The organism is Salinimicrobium catena, from assembly GCF_900102915.1.
GTDB classification, from domain to species: Bacteria; Bacteroidota; Bacteroidia; order Flavobacteriales; family Flavobacteriaceae; genus Salinimicrobium; species Salinimicrobium catena.
This window is the reverse complement of the sequence record NZ_FNGG01000002.1, coordinates 133,613-152,444: the sequence shown is the minus strand read 5'-3', so window position 1 is coordinate 152,444 and position 18,832 is coordinate 133,613. Positions and strand designations below refer to the sequence as shown.

The window sequence follows — 18,832 nt, the reverse complement described above, 5'->3', positions numbered from 1 at the left end:
TGTCTTTTTGGTGGGGCGGAAATCCGGGGCAGAATTTATTGAAAAAATCCTATTTTTGGCCATGCATTCACTCAATTTCCCGAATTACAATTTCCGATTCAAAAATAGCGAAAATAAAATAGCCGTTTTTGATGTGCTTCGAAAAAAGTTCGTCCTTCTCACCCCTGAAGAATGGGTGCGACAGCATGTGGTGCATTTCCTGCTCAGAGAGAAGAAGCTGCCTAAAACCCTTCTCAATGTTGAGAAACAGCTAAAGGTGCATGACCTTATTAAGCGTTATGACGTTTTGGCTTATAATCCCGATGGTTCCATTCACCTGGTGGTGGAATGCAAAGCGGCCTCTGTGCCTATTACCCAGGAAACATTTGATCAGATAGCCCGATACAATCTGGCTCTGAAAGCGAACTACCTCATGGTCACCAACGGCCTGGAACATTATTTTTGTCAGCTGGACTATGAGGCCGAAAAATATCATTTTTTGCCCGATCTTCCCTCGTGGAAATGAACCCGCAATTTTTCCGTTAATTTGCAGCAGTGAAAGTCGCAGTAGTCATACTTAATTGGAATGGAAGAGCTTTACTCGAGCAGTTCCTGCCTTCAGTAACCAAATTTTCCCCGGAAGCCGTCATTTATGTAGCCGACAATGCTTCGGAAGACGATTCCGTAGAATACCTTAGATCGCACTTTCCTGAAGTTAAGATCATCCAGAACGAGGTCAACGGCGGTTTTGCCAAAGGATATAACGATGCGCTGAAGCATGTAGATGAAGACATCTTTATTCTCCTCAACAGCGATGTCGAAGTAACGCCCGGCTGGATCCCGCCGCTCTTAGCTGAATTTGACAAAGATCCCCAAACGGCTGTTCTGCAACCCAAGATCCTGGATTACCGCAAGCGGGAATATTTTGAATATGCAGGGGCGGCCGGAGGCTTCCTGGACAGCCTAGGCTATCCCTATTGCCGGGGAAGGATCTTTGAGACCCTGGAAAAAGACCATGGACAATACGATGACACTGAAGAAGTGTTCTGGGCCAGCGGGGCTTGTATGGCCATAAGAAAGGAAGCTTTTTACCGGGCAGGGGCGTTTGACGAAGATTTTTTTGCCCACCAGGAAGAGATAGATCTTTGCTGGAGGATCAACAACCTGGGGCTAAAGGTAAAAGCTGTAGGTTCTTCCAAGGTTTATCACCTGGGAGGCGGCACCCTTCACTCCATGAACCCTAAAAAGACCTTTTATAATTTCAGGAACAGTCTTTTCAACCTGCTTAAAAATGCTCCCGGGAAAAAATTTTTAATGATTATTTTGCTTCGGATGGTACTGGACGGGTTGGCCGGAACAAAGTTCCTTTTAGAGCTAAAACCCTCACACACAGCAGCTATCATTCAGGGACATTTCAGTTTTTATTCGCATTTCAAAAAGATCCTGAAAAAAAGAAGGAAAATTCCGCAGAAAAAGAAATATTTCCACATTAGGTCCGTTGTATTGGCTTATTATTTGATAGGAAAGAGAAGATTTGGAGATCTTTGAAAGATTATATTAAAGTCAACATATAATTTCGTGGAGAACCAAGTTTTTGTATTTTTGAAACGTTTAACATTTAATCACAACAATTAAGAATTATGAAGAAAATCATGCTTTTATCGGCCACCGCAGCCCTCCTACTTTCTTCTTGTGTTTCACAGAAGAAATATGCCGAGCTTGAAGCCCAACAAAAAGAGACTCAGGACCAGCTGAACACTGCTACTGTGAAGCTTAACTCTTGTCTCGATGAAAAAGAAAGATTGAACCAGCAAATAAACCAGTTGAGCAACCAAAACTCTGCTCTTTTGAACAACGTTGGAGATCTTGCTACCCTGTCTAAGAAAGAGGCAGAAAACCTGGAGCGTTCTTTAGAAAGCATCAAAGAAAAAGATATGAAGATCCAGCGCATGCAGGATGCTATCACCAAAAAAGATTCTGTAACTCTTGCATTGGTAACCAGCCTTAAAGGTGCACTAGGAAACCTTAATGATGAGGATATCCAGATCAATGTTGAGAAAGGTGTTGTTTACGTTTCTATTTCAGACAAATTGTTGTTTGAAAGCGGTAAATACAATGTTTCTGAGCGTGCAAAAGAAGTACTTGGAAAAGTTGCTACTGTAGTGAAGAACAAGCCTGAGATCGAATTTATGGTTGAAGGTCACACAGATGACAAGCCTATCCGTAACGCGGTTCTTCAGGACAACTGGGATCTTTCTGTAAAACGAGCTACTTCTGTAGTACGTGTGTTACAAGAAGAGTTTGGTGTTGAGCCTCAAAGAATGACTGCAGCAGGAAGAAGCTACTACATGCCGGTTGCTACTAACGAAACTGCTGAAGGTAGAGCTAAGAACAGAAGAACACGTATCGTGATCCTTCCAAAACTTGACCAGTTCTACAACCTTATCGAGCAAGGAATGAAAGAAGCTAAATAAGCTACTTTCTTTAAATACAAAGAAACCCGGCCAATGGCCGGGTTTTTTATTGCTCTAATTTCAGTTTCTACAAAATGTCGACACTTCCTTTTCCTTCACGAATCACCTCAGGCTCAGGAGTGGTAAGGTCGATCACCGTGGAAGGCGTATTATCTCCGTAACCGCCATCTATCACGATATCCACCAGTTTATCCCATTTTTCATGAATGAGCTCTGGGTCTGTAGTGTATTCCAAAACCTCATCATCATCGCGAATAGAAGTTGAGATTATCGGATTTCCCAATCCGGCCACCAGGGCACGGGAGATGTTATTATCGGGCACTCTGATCCCTACCGTTTTCTTCTTTTTAAAGACGGTCGGAAGGTTATTGTTCCCCGGAAGCACAAAAGTGTAAGGACCGGGCAGGCAGCGTTTCAGGATCTTGAAGGTCTGAGTGTCTATCTGCCGAACATAATCAGATAAATTACTCAGGTTCTCACAGATAAAGGAAAAATTGGCTTTTTCGAGTTTCACCCCCCTTAGCTGCGCGATCTTTTCAAGCGCAGCATTGTTGGTAATATCACAGCCCAGGCCGTAAACCGTATCGGTGGGGTAAATAATGACTGCTCCGTCTCTAAGAGCGTCAACGACTTTCTGGATCTGTTTTGGACTTGGATTTTCTTCGTAAATTCTGATTAGTTCTGCCATGCTTTGGTTTTTATAGAATTGAAAAAATAAGAATTTATTGACGTTTTTAATAATCCTGAAGAGGAATTATTAATCTGCCCGCTCTACTTCACTTTCGAGCTTAAGCACTTCAGCGCCATTTTCCTGTTGAATGAACAAAGCTTTATTGCCCGGTTTTCCTTTCCGGGTAACTTTTGTTCCTTTGATCGTGTGTGTGATTTCATGGTCAAATGTGTCCTTGACCTTTCCCGTAGCAGTTCCTTTTCCCCATTTCCAGGTAACAGTAGTACCTTCTCTTATCATATCCCATAACTTTTTTTAAAATTAAAGACAAGAGTGGAGCTAACCTAAAGAATAACAGAAACTTAACTGTTAACCAGGAGCTATTTGAAAAAGGTTTACTCAGTTGAATATCAGGATAAAACCTTGAGTTTGGCGAATTTGAGCAGCAGCTTTTTAATGCCGCCGGTCTCAAAGTTGATCTCGGCTTTTTTGTCCTGGCCTACTCCGTCTATGCTCAGCACCTTTCCTTTTCCGAAACGCAGGTGCTCTACCTCGTCTCCCGCTTCCAGTTTTATTGCCGGTGCCGCATCTGCGACCGGAGTTCGACTTTCTCCAGGACGAAGCTTCCTTAGCTTCCGAAGCTGTTCATCTGTGGGTTTATGCGATGGCGGCGGAGTGCCATTAACCGGTTTGGTTTGTCGGTATTTGCTCTTGTCCACCTCCCCGAAAATGTCGGTGTCGATCAAGGGTTTGTATCGGTAATCATCCTGAGGGATCATATAATCCAGGAACTTATCATCGATCTCCTCGATAAAACGACTGGGTTCGGCGTCCACCAGTTTCCCCCAGCGGTATCGCGATTGGGTGTAGGTTAGGTAAGCCTGTTTTTCTGCCCGGGTAAGGGCCACATAAAAAAGTCTGCGCTCTTCTTCCAGTTCAGAACGGGTGTTCATGCTCATAGCCGAAGGAAAAAGATCCTCCTCCATCCCCACAATGTACACGTACGGAAATTCCAGGCCTTTGGCAAGGTGAATGGTCATTAACGCCACTCTGTCCTCATCGCCGGTATCCTTATCCATATCTGTTGCCAAAGCCACATCTTCGAGAAACTCCGTTAGAGAACCGCTAGCATCTGCCAGTTCTTTTTGGCCTTCCACAAAATCCCTGATCCCGTTAAGCAACTCCTCGATATTTTCAATTCGGGCAATGCCTTCAGGAGTACCGTCCTTTTTCAGTTCCTGTAGAAGGCCGGTCTTTTTAGCAACTGTTTCGGCCACCATAAAGGCATCTGCTTCCTGGTTAAGGATCTGAAAATGCTTGATCATGTTGGCAAAATTTTCCAGTTTGCTCTTGGTGCCGCGGTTGATCTTGAGGTCTATCTTATCCAGGTTCTCGATGATCTCAAATATGGATCTTTTATAATGGTTCGCTGCAATGGTAAGCCTGTCCACCGTGGTCTGGCCAATTCCCCTGGCAGGGTAATTTATCACCCTTTTCAGGGCCTCCTCATCCTTCGGGTTAATGATGAGTCGCAGGTAAGAAAGCACATCTTTGATCTCCTTCCTTTGGTAAAAAGAAAGGCCTCCGTAGATACGGTATGGTATATCTTTTTTCCTAAGAGCGTCTTCCATTGCCCGGCTCTGGGCATTGGTGCGATAGAGGATGGCAAAATCGTTATTCCTTAACTGCTTTTCCATTTTGTTCTCAAAAATGGAACCGGCAACGAACCTTCCTTCCTCCCCGTCGGTGAGCAATCTGTTCACCACGATCTTAGGCCCTTCATCATTTGCCGTCCACACCACCTTATCCAGCTTGGTCTTGTTCTTGTCTATGACTGAGTTCGCCGCTTCGACGATGTTCTTTGTTGACCGGTAGTTCTGCTCCAGGCGATAGGTCTTCACATCCTCATAATCTTTCTGAAAGTTCAAAATGTTATTGATGTTCGCTCCGCGGAAGGCATAGATACTCTGGGCATCATCCCCTACTACACAGATGTTCTGAAACTTATCTGAAAGAGCTTTTACAATGAGGTACTGAGAGTGGTTGGTATCCTGGTACTCATCTACCAGAATATACCTGAAGCGGTTCTGGTATTTCTGAAGCACATCGGGAAACCTGTTGAGAAGTTCGTTGGTCTTCAGCAGCAGGTCATCAAAATCCATGGCGCCGGCCTTGAAACATCTGTCCACATATTCCTTGTATATCTCCCCCAGCCTTGGCTTTTTTGACATGGCATCGGCCTCCATGAGTTCAGGGTTCTGAAAATAAGCTTTTACCGTGATCAGGCTGTTCTTGTAGGAGGATATGCGGGAGTACACCTGCTTGTATTTGTACACATCCTTGTCAAGCCCCATTTCTTTAATGATTGCTGAAATGAGCCGCTGTGAATCCTGGGTGTCGTAAATGGTAAAATTGGAAGGATAGCCAAGTTTGTCGGCTTCAAACCGAAGCATTTTAGCGAAAATGGAGTGAAAAGTTCCCATCCACAGGTTCTTGGCTTCGCTATTTCCAACGATCTTGGCGATACGGCTTTTCATTTCCCTCGCCGCCTTATTGGTAAACGTAAGCGAGAGGATATTAAAGGCATCCACCCCCTGGCTCATCAGGTAGGCGATCCTGTAGGTAAGCACCCTGGTCTTCCCAGATCCTGCACCGGCAATCACTATCATCGCCCCGTCTTTCTGCAATACAGGGGCCCTTTGCGCATCATTTAATTCGGCTAAATAAGATTCCAATTTCCAATAATTTTTGAAGGCTGAAAGGTAACCAAATTGACCTAAAAAGGAAACCCGATTCCCCTGGTTTTTTAAACATGCATTAGCCGTAGTATATAATTTTAATATCTTTAAAATCCTGTACTCAAATTTTTACAGATCATGAGAAATCTGCTTTGCCTCCTGAGCATTATAATAACCACAACGGTTTATTCACAAGAACCCGGAAATGTCATTTCGGAATACGGAAAAACCTTCCACGTACCTTCACCTGATTTCAAGACTGATACGACTTCAGTCTTTAAGGTGGTTTTTGATGTCAACAGAAGTTTTGATCCTTCGAAACCAAATAATCTCATGGAAACCGCAGCCAGGTTTTTAAACATGCATGAAAAAGAAGGGGTAGATCCCGAAAATATGAAACTGGCGCTGGTAATCCATGGAAAGGCAGTACAGGATGTCCTGAAAGATAAATTTTACGACAAAAAATTTTCCGAAGTAAAAGAAAACCCTAATTTACCTCTCATTGATGCACTGGCTAAAAATGGGGTGGAAATAATTCTTTGCGGCCAAAGTGCTGCGCATTATGAGGTAACCCCCGAAAAAGTGCACGATCAGGTGAAATTTGCGCTTTCTGCCATGACAGCTTTGGTACAGCTGCAAAATAATGATTACCAACTTATTAAATTTTAAAAATATACCATGAAAAAATATTTCTTGTTTCTAAACCTTCTATTCACCGGCATGGCGCTGGCGCAAACCTCCATTCCCGAGAAGGAATTTGAAAACATCGAAGACGAGGTTATTGAATGGCGCAGGGATTTTCATCAAAATCCCGAACTTTCCAATCGGGAATTTGAAACCGCTAAAAAGATCGCTGCCCATCTTGAAAGCCTTGGAATGGAAGTGAAGACCGGAGTGGGTAAAACCGGCGTAGTAGGAATTTTGAAAGGAAAAGAAAACGGCAAGGTGGTCGCCTTACGTGCCGACATCGATGCTCTGCCGGTCACCGAAAGAAATGAGCTTCCTTTCAGGTCGGAAGTGGAAACTGAATTTTTAGGAACCACCACCGGAGTGATGCATGCTTGCGGGCATGATACCCACACCGCTATCTTGATGGGAGCTGCGGAAGTTCTTAGCCAGAACAAAGACAAACTCAACGGTACTGTAAAGTTCATTTTTCAGCCTGCTGAAGAAGGGCCGCCACCGGGAGAAGAAGGTGGTGCTGCTCTTATGATCAAGGAAGGTGTTCTCAAAAATCCTGATGTGGATGCCATTTTCGGATTGCATATCAATTCAGGAACACCTGTGGGTACCATTCGGTACAAACCTGAAGGGACAATGGCAGCCGTTGAGCGATTTGTGATCAATGTGCAGGGAGAACAAACCCATGGTTCTGCTCCCTGGAGCGGCGTGGATCCTATCGTCATTTCTGCCAAGATCATTGACGGGCTACAGACCATCATCAGCAGGGAATCCAAGCTTACCGATGGCGCTGCTGTGATCACGGTAGGCAAAATTACCAGCGGGGTACGATTCAATATCATTCCTGAAAGTGCCGAAATGATTGGCACCATCAGGACCCTGGACCCGCAAATGAAAGAACTAATTATTACCCGCATGCGCGAAATGGTTCCTGCCATTGCCGAAGCTTACGGTGGGACGGCTACTATCGAGATCCAGAACAACACCGCCATTACCTATAACGATCCAGAACTGACGCAGCAAATGCTGCCGACCCTTAAAAAAGTAGCGGGGAACGACAAAGTTGAACTGCAAAAGGCCACTACAGGTGGTGAGGATTTTTCCTTTTTTCAGGAAGAAGTTCCCGGATTGTATTTCTTTCTTGGCGGACAGCCTCTGAACAGCGCCGACCCTGCCCCCCATCACACCCCCGATTTCTACATTGATGAAAGCGGATTATTGCTGGGGGTCAAAGCAATGTCCCAATTAGCAATTGATTATCTAAACCAGTAGTATGAATGAAGTAGTTGAGCTCATAAAAGATATTCCGTGGTACCTGTGGGTGTTGATCGTCCTGGTCCTTATTGCCCTGTATGATGTTTTTATAAACAAGAAGCACACCATACTGCACAACTTTCCGGTTGTAGGACACCTGCGCTATTTGCTGGAGAGCATCGGGCCCGAACTAAGACAATATATAGTCGCGGGAAACCGGGAGGAACTGCCGTTCAACCGTATTGAACGCGGCTGGGTCTATGCTTCTTCCAAAAATGAGAACAACTACGAAGGCTTCGGGACAGACCAGGATATTTATGAAGTAAATTATGTTTTCATCAACAATGCTGTCATTCCATATAAGATTCCGGAAAAACACCACAACGTACAGGACCCTTATTTTGTAGCCTGTGCCAAGGTCATGGGAGAACATCACAAACGCAGGAGGCCTTTTAGACCGGCTTCGGTGATCAATGTCTCGGCGATGAGTTTCGGGTCACTTTCGGCTAAAGCAATAGAATCGCTCAATCGCGGATGTAAATTATCTTATGCTTACCATAACACCGGCGAAGGCGGACTCTCCCCTTACCATAAAACGGGGGCAGACATCGTCTTCCAGGTTGGAACGGGATACTTCGGGGTAAGAAACCCTGACGGTACTTTTTCCATGGAAAAGATGGTGCAGATGTGTGAAGAATTTCCGCAGATCCGTGCGATCGAGATCAAACTTTCCCAGGGAGCAAAACCCGGAAAAGGTGGTGTTCTTCCTGCTTCCAAGATCACCCGGGAGATCTCTGAGATAAGACATGTGCCCATGGGCAAGGATGTGCTCTCCCCGCCTAACCATAGCGCCTTCAGCAATATGGAAGAACTGGTTGACTTTATTGAAGATATCGCTGAAAATACAGGGCTGCCGGTAGGGATCAAAGCCGCAATAGGCAAGCTTGATGAATGGAAGGAACTAGCCTCTATCATGAAAGAGACCAACCGCGGACCTGATTTCATCCAGATAGATGGGGGCGAAGGCGGAACCGGTGCCGCACCGCCAAGTTTCGCAGACCATGTCGCACTGCCATGGGTATACGGTTTTACCGATGTGTACAAGATCTTTCAGAAGGAAGATCTTACCAACCAGATCGTTTTCATTGGAAGTGCCAAACTCGGCTTTCCCGCAAAAGCCGCGATGGCCTTTGCCATGGGTGCCGATGTGATCAATGTGGCGAGAGAGGCCATGCTAAGCATTGGCTGTATTCAGGCCCAGAGCTGCCACACCAACACCTGCCCTACGGGTGTTGCTACGCAGAACAAGTGGCTGCAGGCCGGGATCAATGTAAAGAACAAGGCAGACAGGGTGAACTACTACTTTAACAACTTCAGAAAAGAGCTTTTGGAGATCACTCACGCCTGCGGTTATGAACACCCGTGCCAGTTCACCATGGATGATGTGGAGATCAACCTGGGAGACAGGTTCATTGCCAAAACCCTTGCGGAAACCTTTACCTACAATAAAACAAAAGTTCCCTTTGATAGTGTTGCTACTTTGGTAGGATGTCCTAACTTAGGCGGCTCATACAGGAAAGGACAGGAAACCGATGTGAAAGAGGTCGAAACCGAAGACACCTCAGTTTCTGAACAATAACTAACCTATGTCAGAAAATACGATCCTCCAGATGTTGTTCTACTTGCTTCCGGCAGTAGTTATAGGCATTGTTGCCTTCTATTTTTTCAACCTCCATGTTAAAAATGAGGAAAAACGCCGAAGATTCCTGCTTCACAAAGAGAATCAGAAACAGGCTCTCCCCCTCCGCCTGCAGGCCTATGAGCGTATGACTCTTTTCCTGGAACGCATAGCTCCCTCCAGCCTGCTGGTAAGAGTGAAGCCGGGAAAAAGCTCAAAAGGGGATTACGCATCGCTACTAATCAAAACCATTGAACAGGAATTTGAACACAACCTGGCACAGCAGATCTATATTAGCGATGAATGCTGGAATGTAATCAAGGCTTCAAAAAATGCCACTATCGCGAACATCAGAAAAACTTCAGAAAAGGAAGAAATCGAGGATGCGGCACAACTAAGGCAGCATATTTTAAATTCACTTCTGGAACAGCAGCCGCCCAGTGAGACCGGCTTGTCTTACATTAAGCGTGAAATAAAAACCCTTTGGTAGAAGTTTAATTTTCTACTTCGGCATTTATACCGAGCTCTTTTTCCAGTAAAGTCCTGTCTTCAGGCAGCAGATCACTGGTCTGGTAAACCTGCTGCAGCAGATTTTTAGCAAAATCTCTGAACCTGTAGGCGTGATGTCCGCTTGCCTCCATGAGATCACGGATGTTTTCACTGCTGAAGGCATTCAGCTGGAAAAGATAGCCAAAGGCATTCTTCCGCAGCTGAAATCGGTAATAAGGCGCAGTGTAGGATCTTAATTCTTTCAAATATTCCTCTTTTTGAGAAGTATGGAAATCGGGCGTGGCGATACTGAGAGCCAGCCATAACGTTCGCAGGTTCTTGTCTGAAAAACCTTCCTGACCTTGCATTTTCGAAAGGTATACTGCACGATCTTCGGGAAAATTCATCCATAGATTGAAAAGGGCCGCTTCCCGGGTCAAATAAGAATCATCAGTAAGCAGGGATTCATAAGAGGATTTTAGTTCCTGCGGAATTTCGTTCAGGGAAAGAGCTATAGCCTGCCTCACATAAAGATTGTTGGTAGCAAAAGACTTTTTATAAAGGTCCAGCACTTCTGAAATTTCCTCCAAAGCCAGCTGGTGAACAACTTCCTGCCCAATATAATCGTTCACCGGAAAATCAAGAGCCTTTTCCAAAAGTTCTTTTTTAGACTCCAGCGGAAGTTGTTTCAAGGCTGCGATCTCAAGATAATTTCGGATGAATTCAGACCGCTTCAGCGACTCCAGGGCTTCAGATCCCTGAAAAGCCGATTGCTCAAGCCAGTTTTTTCTGAAATTGCCCAGATCCATTCCGGAAGCTTGTTCAACTTCAGCTAAAAAATCCTGGGTGGTGACATTCTGATAAGCGTGTTTCTCCAGGTAATTTTTGACTCCCGCGTCAAAAGCCTCTCTGCCTACCAGTTCTTTCAAAATGTGAAGCGCCCACGCCCCTTTTTGATAGAAAGTAAGCGAGCCGGCTTTTGGGTTCAGCAGGGCCTCCCCTTTTCCGGAGTCGCTCATTTGTTTCAGCTCTTCTGCACTCTGAAATAATTTCCAATAGTAATAATCCTCTCCAAAAATTTCCCTTTCCGCGAGCAAAGCGTAGTAAGTAGCAAAACCTTCCTGGAGCCAGTGATGTTCTCCCGAGACCGCGGTCACCATATCCCCGAACCACTGGTGGGCCAGCTCATGCGCATTCACCATCACGTAATTGCGGTCATGAAAGCCAATTGAATCGACCAGGAAAAGATCTGAAAAAATGGTGGTTCCTGTATTTTCCATTCCCGAATACAAAAAATCCTGCACGGGGATCTGTTTGTAATTTTGCCACGGATACTTCACCCCAATCTCTTTTTCAAAGAAATCCATCATCATTTCGGTGTGCCGGTAAGTTGGCTCCACATATTGCTCTTCGCCTTCAGGATAGAATAGCTTTAGTGGAACTCCACTATCTGACTCCCGCTCCTCTACTTCGTAATTTCCCGCTGCCACAGCCAGCAAATAGCTGCTCATGGGCTGTTCCATGTCAAAATGCCACCTGGTAAGGCTGTCGTTAACAGCTTCCGAAGACTGTAGAACTCCGTTAGCGGTAAGAGTTTTTCCCTTCTTATAGATAAAGCTCAGGTCGAATTCCACTTTCTCATTAACATCATCAAAACTGGGCAGCCAGTTTGACGTGTACTTCCCCTGCCCCTGCGTCCATACCTGGTATTCCTGCTCCTCCCCTTCGGGTTTGTTTTCAATGAAATACATTGACTGCGTAGGGTTTGCGCTGTAGGTTATCTCCAGCACATTGTCTTCAGATCTTTCCATTTGCCGTGTGATCCAAAGCCGTTTTCCGTCATTTTTGAAGGGCACCTCTTTCCCATTCAATAAGACCTTCTGAAATTCCATTTTCTGAGCATCTACAAAAACAGAATCTGTTGGCTGCAAAACATCAAAGGTATAGGTGAGATCTCCTGAAACTTCACCTTTTACAGGCATTATCGAGATCTCAGCTTGTAGGTGCTTAAAATCTGTTACCGGTTTTTCCTGGGCAAAGGCGAATCCGGCGAAAAACAGCAAAAAATGGTTTAAAAACAGCTTCTTCATGTTCCAAATATACATTACATCCGGAAAACAGAGCCTTCGGCCTAAAATCGAATTTTTGAAGCTGCTTCAGGCATTTTTTTTATCTTCGTTTCATGAATCCCAGCCTGCTGCAGACCCCTATTGATTACCTTAAGGGTATTGGCCCCAACCGTGCCGATATTCTGCGGAAGGAAATAGGAGTTCATACCTATGGCGATCTATTAAACTTCTTTCCCAACCGCTACCTTGACAAGACTCGATTTTACAAGATCAACCAGTTGCAGCGCAATAGTGCTGAAGTGCAGGTGGTTGGCAAGATCGTCAACATTAGAACGGTGGAACAAAAAAGGGGCAAAAGACTGGTGGCTGATTTTATTGATGACACCGGAAAGATGGAACTGGTCTGGTTTAGGGGACATAAATGGATAAGAGAGAACCTAAAGGTGAATACCCCTTACGTCATATTCGGAAAAACCAACTGGTACAACGGCATTTTTAGCATGCCCCACCCGGAAATGGAGCTCGTGGAAGAATACAAAAAGAACCTGAGAACGGCCATGCAGCCGGTATATCCTTCTACGGAAAAACTGGCAAAATCAGGCATCACCAACAGGGTCTTCAGCAAATGCATGCAGCAGCTTTTTATTGAGAGTGGCGGTAAATTCTACGATCCGCTACCCGCAGACCTCAGAGAAGAACTGCATTTATTGCCAAGGGCAGAAGCCATTTTTAACGCACATTTTCCGAAGAACCAGGAATTACTGGCAAAAGCCCAGTTCAGACTGAAATTTGAGGAACTGTTTTACATTCAGCTGCAGCTGCTAATGAAGAATCTGCTTCGGAAGAAAAAGATCAAAGGATTCCCTTTTGACGAAGTGGGAAAAAATTTCTCCGAATTCTATGAAAAACATCTGCCTTTTGAGTTAACTAACGCTCAGAAGCGGGTGATAAAGGAAATACGGCAGGACCTGGGGAGCGGTGCCCAGATGAACCGGCTGCTGCAGGGAGATGTGGGCTCGGGAAAGACGATTGTAGCCTTAATGAGCGTACTGCTGGCGCTCGATAACGGTTTCCAGGCCTGCCTCATGGCTCCTACCGAAATTCTTGCCACCCAGCATTACAACGGGATCTGTGAACTGGTGGAAAACCTTGGGATCAGCGTTAGGCTACTGACCGGCTCCACTAAAACGGCAGAAAGAAAAGAGATCCATGAAGCACTTAGAAACGGAGAACTGCATCTGCTGATAGGCACCCATGCCCTGCTCGAAGATAAGGTCCAATTCAAGAACCTGGGGCTTGCCATAATTGATGAGCAGCACCGTTTTGGTGTAGCGCAACGAGCAAGGCTCTGGAAAAAGAATCACCTGCCGCCACACGTGCTGGTCATGACCGCCACCCCTATTCCCCGCACTTTGGCCATGAGCCTGTACGGCGATCTGGATGTTTCTGTGATCGATGAACTTCCACCGGGTCGAAAGGATATCAAGACCGTTCACCGGTACGACACCAACAGGTTAAAGGTTTTCGCCTTTTTAAAGGATGAGATCAAGAAGGGCCGCCAGGTGTACATAGTTTATCCGCTGATCCAGGAATCTGAAAAAATGGATTATAAAGATCTGATGGACGGCTACGAGAGCATTGCCCGCGAATTCCCCATGCCCAACTACCAGATTTCCATCGTGCACGGCCAAATGAAACCTGCCGATAAGGATTATGAAATGGACAGGTTCGTAAGAGGGGAAACCCAGATCATGGTAGCCACCACGGTAATAGAAGTTGGGGTAAACGTACCAAATGCCAGTGTAATGATCATTGAAAGCGCCGAAAGGTTCGGGCTTTCTCAGCTGCACCAGTTGAGGGGACGGGTGGGCCGGGGCGCCGAACAAAGCTACTGCATCCTCATGACCGGCCACAAACTGTCAGCCGATAGCAAGACGCGGCTCGAGACAATGGTGAGTACCGGCGATGGATTCGAGATCGCCGAGGTAGACCTAAAGTTGCGTGGACCGGGAGATCTCATGGGCACCCAGCAAAGCGGGGTGCTCAACCTGAAGATCGCAGATATTGTCAAGGACAATGACATTTTAAAGACCGCCCGCTATCATGCCTTGCAGCTACTCAAAGAAGATCCCAACCTGGAACTGGAGAAGAACAAGGTAGTGCGATTCACTTATTCCCAGCTGGTTAAGAAGAAAAATATTTGGAACTACATCAGTTAGTTCCCGACACGTCGATTTTTCCTACACTCTCATCGAAAAACCATTTTCATATGTTTTAAGAGCAGGTTTTATATATAATTTAGATTCCATAACCAATCTTTAAAATTTATGAAAAGAATTACACTTTTATCAGCCATAGTGTTAATGTATGGCTGCAGCATGGAAACTACTGAAGATTTTAGTACGCTAAATGCTTCAGCAAAAGCTCAGAATAGCGAAGAAGAGAATTTTATTGTTCCCGAACTCATTTGTGAAGGCGAAGAAAGCACTTTCGTCTTTGAATTTCCTGAAAAACCAGGAAAAACAGCTTTAAAGGTTCAACTATACGGAGATGACCCTTCAACAACTGAGGAAATTGAGGAATGGTACAATATTTTTGATGAACAAATTGAAGGATCCGGACCTGTAGATTTCTACTATACCTTTGAAGAAGCAGGAGATTATTCGATCCGCTACCAGATCGGCGGAGGAGGCTTTACAGAACTTATGGTGACCGTGGAAAACTGTGGCTGCGAAGAAAGCTTTAATTATGAAGGTGCAGGAGACACTTATACCTTCATTTATACTCCCGCAGAAGATATGGAGGATGCTCACCTAACATTTACTTTTGCACAGTCCGTTTCAGTTGAAGGTTTTTCGGAGAATTGGACCTGGCACGGTCAAACTATGCAAAGCAACGTGGAGCTTGAAGCTTGTGTACCGCTGACCTGGAAATTAACCCTACAAAAGAAATGTGATGGAAGTACTCCAAACAATAATGTATGGACAGACTTTAAGGTGAATGACGTTTCCAAAAAAGGCGACCTTTCCAATATTGTGCAAAGTTGTCCATAAATATTAGGCAATGCATTAAATTTCAAAGAGGACTTCGGTCCTCTTTTGCATTTTAGCCATTTTTCAACTGGGGGAAATCCCCCAATTTTTATCAAAATCATATTTTTTAAGATGATTTTTGTACTTATTTTCCTTCAATTGTCTGATCGGTAATATCAGCCCTGGATTTGATGTCTATAATTCAGTAAATTTAAGTAGGCAACCAAATAAAAATCAGCATTATGGATTCAACAATCAACATTAGGTGGATCATGAGTTTAATGCTCATGTTCTTTTTTGCATCAGGTTATGCACAAGACGAGGAAAAAACTTCTATTGGCGAAGTGGTTTATGAAGAGTATCAGGAAAACGGAATTGATGAGGCTATCAGCAAATACAAAGATCTTAAGGCCAATCAGGCAGACGATTACACCTGGAATGAATGGGAACTCAACAACATCGGCTACCAGATCATGAATGACGATAATGATCTTGAAGCCGCCGAAAAGATCTTCAGCCTTAATATTGAGGAGTATCCCAAGGCTGCGAATCCGTATGATTCTTATGCCGATTACCTGCTGGAAAAAGGAGATACAGAAAAAGCAAAGGAGTACCTTAAAAAATCTATCGCGATAGCCGAAAAATCGGATATCGAAGATGAGCAAACCCGTATCCTTTCTGCCTCAAAAGGTAAACTGGCCAGATTGGAAAAAAAGGACAAACAGCTTGATTTTCTGGTGGGCGACTGGAACATCGATGCGACCGGCTATCAGGAAGGAAAGGAAGCAAACAAAATGAAGGGAAAGGATAAAGTGGTCTATGATGAGAATGCCAATGCGATAATTTTTCACCATTTTGATGATCAGCAACAGTCAGAAGGTATGAGGATCCTGGCTTATGACGCCGTGGATGACGAGTTTGATGTAGCTTATTTGAGCCCTTCCAGCTTGCAGGGAATTCAGATGTCGAGCATGAAGATGAAAAACATTGGGGAGAACAAGTACGAGTTCATGGACCATTATACCACCCGCAACGGGAAGGAAATGATGATGAGACATGAAATGGAACGGATCTCTGACAATGAGATCAAATGGGTCATCTTTGAAAAATCAGAGCAAGGAGACTGGCAAAAGGTTTATGCTATGAACATGACAAAATAAGCGCATTCTGTAGGTATATAAAGTGGAAAGGATCCAGGTCCTTTCCACTATTTTTTTGCGCCGCATTAAAATTATGCCAATACCATTGGTAATGCTATCTTTGCAGCTGGAAAATTTGATTCAATGAAAATTTCATATAACTGGCTTAAACAATTTATCAAAATTGATCGCAACCCCGAGGAAACAGGAGAACTACTTACCGATCTTGGGCTTGAAGTTGAAGGCATTCAAAACTTCCAGAGCGTAAAAGGAGGTTTAAAAGGTGTGGTAGTGGGAGAAGTTATTTCCTGCGAGCAGCACACCAATGCAGACCGATTAAAAGTTACCACTGTCAATATTGGAAACGGTGAGCCTGTGCAGATCGTTTGCGGGGCGCCTAATGTGGCTGCAGGACAAAAAGTACCTGTTGCAACCGTAGGGACTACCCTGTATGATGAAAAAGGAAGCCCCTGGGAGATCAAAAAAAGCAAGATACGCGGGGAAAGCAGCCACGGTATGATCTGTGCCGAAGATGAGCTGGGGCTTGGAAAAAGCCACGATGGCATCATGGTGCTTGAGGATGACCTTAAACCGGGTACTCCAGCATCAGAGTTATTTGAAATTGAAGACGATCACGTTTTCGAGATCGGGTTAACTCCAAACCGCGCCGATGCCATGAGCCACTGGGGTGTGGCCCGTGACCTTAAGGCCGGACTACAACAACAGGGGGACATTCAGGAATTGATCACCCCTTCGGTGAGCAGCTTTCATGTGGACAGCCGCAACCTGCGCATCCCTGTGAAGATCGAAAATTATGAACTGACTCCCAGGTACTGCGGGATCACACTTTCTGATATCAAGATTGCCGATTCTCCAAAGTGGCTGCAAAACAGGCTCAAGGCCATCGGGATCACTCCCAAGAACAACGTCGTTGATGTTACAAACTACGTGATGCACGAGTTGGGACAGCCGTTGCACGCATTTGATGCAGACAAGATCACCGGTAATGAGATACAGGTAAAAACCCTGCCTGCCGGCACAAAATTTACCACGCTTGATGAGGTAGAACGGGAACTGCATGAAGAGGATTTGATGATCTGTGATACCGAAAAACCTCTTGCCATCGCCGGAGTTTTTGGAGGTCTGGGCAGTGGGGTGACAAAGAACACCAACAAGATCTTTATTGAAAGTGCCTATTTCAATCCGGTAACGGTGAGAAAGACAGCTAAACGTCACGGGCTTAATACCGATGCATCCTTTAGATATGAAAGAGGAATCGATCCAAACATCACAGATTACGCTATCAAACGCGCAGCGCTTTTGATAAAGGAGCTCGCAGGCGGAAACATCACCAGTGACATAGATGATCACTACCCTAACAAAATTGAAGATTTCCCGGTATTCCTTACCTATGATAAGATCAACACCCTTGTGGGACAGAACCTGGAGAAGGAAACCATAAAATCCATACTCACTTCTTTAGAGATACGGGTGAACAATGTTACCGAAACCGGGATGGGGCTTACCATTCCGCCATATCGCGTAGATGTAAAACGCGAGGCCGACGTGATCGAAGAGATCCTTAGGGTATACGGTTACAACAACATTAAATTCGGGGAAAAGATCAACGCTTCGGTGGCTAACTCCTCTCGTTTTGAAGATTACAAGCTTCAGAACCTGATAGCCAGTCAGCTTGTCGGCCAGGGCTTCTATGAGACCATGGCCAATTCTCTTACCACTCCTGCCCATAATGAACTCAGCGAACAGCTTAAGGAGGAACATAACGTTAAAATGCTGAACCCGCTTAGCCAGGATCTTTCGGTATTGAGACAGTCCTTATTGTTCTCCGGATTAGAGGCGGTAAGCTACAACCTGAACCGCAAGCGCAGTGATCTGAAATTCTTCGAATTCGGAAAAACTTATCACCAGTATGAGAGCGGAAAGACGGAAGCCAAACATCTTTCGCTTTTCATCTCGGGCAACAGGGCTGCAGAAAGCTGGAGCCAGGCATTGCAAAAAGGAGATTTCTTCTATCTGAAAGGAGTAGTGACCGCTGTTCTGGAAAGACTGGGAATAAGTGAGCTTAAATCTTCTCCTGTTAAAAACGATATTTTTTCAGAAGGAATGACCTTCAGCTCAAATAAAACAAGGCTGGTAGAATTTGGAGTGATCAAAAAGAAGATCCTTAAGAATTTTGACATTGTCCAGGAAGTGCTTTATGCCGACTTCAAGTGGGATGAAGTGATAGAGACCGCAAAAGCTCAGCAGAACAAGTTCAGGGACATCTCCAAGTTTATGCCTGTTCGCAGGGATTTTGCATTGTTACTGGATAATTCTGTAACCTTTGAAGATATTTACAACATCGCTTATAGGACAGAGCAGAAACTGCTTAAAAATGTAAATCTTTTCGATGTTTATGAAGGCAAGAACCTTCCGGAAGGAAAGAAGAGTTACGCAGTAAGCTTCATCATTCAGGATGAACAAAAAACCCTTACCGATAAGCAGATCGATAAGATCATGAACAAACTTCAGCAGAACTTTGAAAAACAATTGGGAGCCGAACTTCGGTAAACCCTTCAAACAAGAATAGAAAAAGCCATCTTAGAGATGGCTTTTTTCATTTGGGGAT

At 44.8% G+C, this 18,832-nt stretch carries 15 protein-coding genes; 11 read left to right on the top strand and 4 right to left on the bottom strand.

The window, feature by feature from the left end; genetic code table 11:
* Window positions 1-61 precede the first annotated feature (61 nt).
* From BLS64_RS05320 to BLS64_RS05310, 3 genes are all read left to right on the top strand, one after another.
* Window positions 62-505 (top strand): type I restriction enzyme HsdR N-terminal domain-containing protein, encoded by a 444-nt coding sequence (locus BLS64_RS05320; RefSeq protein ID WP_093112935.1) that lies wholly within the window; start codon window positions 62-64, stop codon window positions 503-505.
* A gap of 29 nt (window positions 506-534) precedes the next feature.
* Window positions 535-1,527: a glycosyltransferase family 2 protein gene (locus BLS64_RS05315; RefSeq protein WP_093112480.1), complete on the top strand. Its 993-nt coding sequence runs from the start codon at window positions 535-537 to the stop codon at window positions 1,525-1,527.
* Window positions 1,528-1,619: 92 nt separating this feature from the next.
* Entirely contained in the window at window positions 1,620-2,453 is an 834-nt protein-coding gene (locus BLS64_RS05310; RefSeq protein ID WP_093112479.1) for an OmpA/MotB family protein, read from the top strand.
* A 67-nt stretch (window positions 2,454-2,520) separates the two neighbouring features.
* Here the strand turns inward: BLS64_RS05310 and BLS64_RS05305 are convergent, their stop codons facing one another.
* From BLS64_RS05305 to BLS64_RS05295, 3 genes are all read right to left on the bottom strand, one after another.
* Complete coding sequence (locus BLS64_RS05305; protein WP_093112478.1) at window positions 2,521-3,141, bottom strand: L-threonylcarbamoyladenylate synthase; 621 nt, start codon at window positions 3,139-3,141, stop codon at window positions 2,521-2,523.
* Window positions 3,142-3,210: 69 nt separating this feature from the next.
* Complete coding sequence (locus tag BLS64_RS05300; protein WP_093112477.1) at window positions 3,211-3,423, bottom strand: hypervirulence associated TUDOR domain-containing protein; 213 nt, start codon at window positions 3,421-3,423, stop codon at window positions 3,211-3,213.
* Window positions 3,424-3,533: 110 nt separating this feature from the next.
* A complete protein-coding gene (locus BLS64_RS05295; protein ID WP_093112476.1) occupies window positions 3,534-5,858 on the bottom strand; it encodes an ATP-dependent helicase in 2,325 nt (774 codons plus the stop codon).
* A 141-nt stretch (window positions 5,859-5,999) separates the two neighbouring features.
* Between BLS64_RS05295 and BLS64_RS05290 the strand changes: the two genes are divergently transcribed.
* The 4 genes from BLS64_RS05290 to BLS64_RS05275 are packed head-to-tail and all read left to right on the top strand — an operon-like array spanning window position 6,000 to window position 9,964.
* Window positions 6,000-6,530: a DsrE family protein gene (locus BLS64_RS05290; protein WP_093112475.1), complete on the top strand. Its 531-nt coding sequence runs from the start codon at window positions 6,000-6,002 to the stop codon at window positions 6,528-6,530.
* Window positions 6,531-6,539: 9 nt separating this feature from the next.
* Window positions 6,540-7,814, top strand: coding sequence for an amidohydrolase (locus BLS64_RS05285; protein ID WP_093112474.1), 1,275 nt, complete (start codon window positions 6,540-6,542; stop codon window positions 7,812-7,814).
* A 1-nt stretch (window position 7,815) separates the two neighbouring features.
* Window positions 7,816-9,435, top strand: a complete 1,620-nt coding sequence (locus BLS64_RS05280; RefSeq protein ID WP_093112473.1) for an FMN-binding glutamate synthase family protein — start codon at window positions 7,816-7,818, stop codon at window positions 9,433-9,435.
* A gap of 7 nt (window positions 9,436-9,442) precedes the next feature.
* Window positions 9,443-9,964: a DUF7935 family protein gene (locus BLS64_RS05275; RefSeq protein ID WP_093112472.1), complete on the top strand. Its 522-nt coding sequence runs from the start codon at window positions 9,443-9,445 to the stop codon at window positions 9,962-9,964.
* A 4-nt stretch (window positions 9,965-9,968) separates the two neighbouring features.
* Here BLS64_RS05275 and BLS64_RS05270 read toward each other — a convergent pair whose 3' ends face one another.
* The gene (locus BLS64_RS05270; RefSeq protein ID WP_245693377.1) at window positions 9,969-12,053 is read right to left on the bottom strand and encodes a M1 family metallopeptidase; all 2,085 of its coding nucleotides are present in this window, start codon (window positions 12,051-12,053) and stop codon (window positions 9,969-9,971) included.
* Between the two features lie 92 nt (window positions 12,054-12,145).
* Between BLS64_RS05270 and recG the strand changes: the two genes are divergently transcribed.
* The 4 genes from recG (at window position 12,146) to pheT (ending at window position 18,774) form a co-directional block, all read left to right on the top strand.
* Window positions 12,146-14,251, top strand: coding sequence for an ATP-dependent DNA helicase RecG (gene recG, locus BLS64_RS05265; protein ID WP_093112470.1), 2,106 nt, complete (start codon window positions 12,146-12,148; stop codon window positions 14,249-14,251).
* A 108-nt stretch (window positions 14,252-14,359) separates the two neighbouring features.
* Window positions 14,360-15,085 (top strand): hypothetical protein, encoded by a 726-nt coding sequence (locus tag BLS64_RS05260; RefSeq protein ID WP_143019276.1) that lies wholly within the window; start codon window positions 14,360-14,362, stop codon window positions 15,083-15,085.
* A 221-nt stretch (window positions 15,086-15,306) separates the two neighbouring features.
* Window positions 15,307-16,224: a tetratricopeptide repeat protein gene (locus BLS64_RS05255; protein WP_093112468.1), complete on the top strand. Its 918-nt coding sequence runs from the start codon at window positions 15,307-15,309 to the stop codon at window positions 16,222-16,224.
* Window positions 16,225-16,347: 123 nt separating this feature from the next.
* Entirely contained in the window at window positions 16,348-18,774 is a 2,427-nt protein-coding gene (gene pheT, locus BLS64_RS05250) for a phenylalanine--tRNA ligase subunit beta (protein WP_093112467.1), read from the top strand.
* Window positions 18,775-18,832 lie beyond the last annotated feature (58 nt).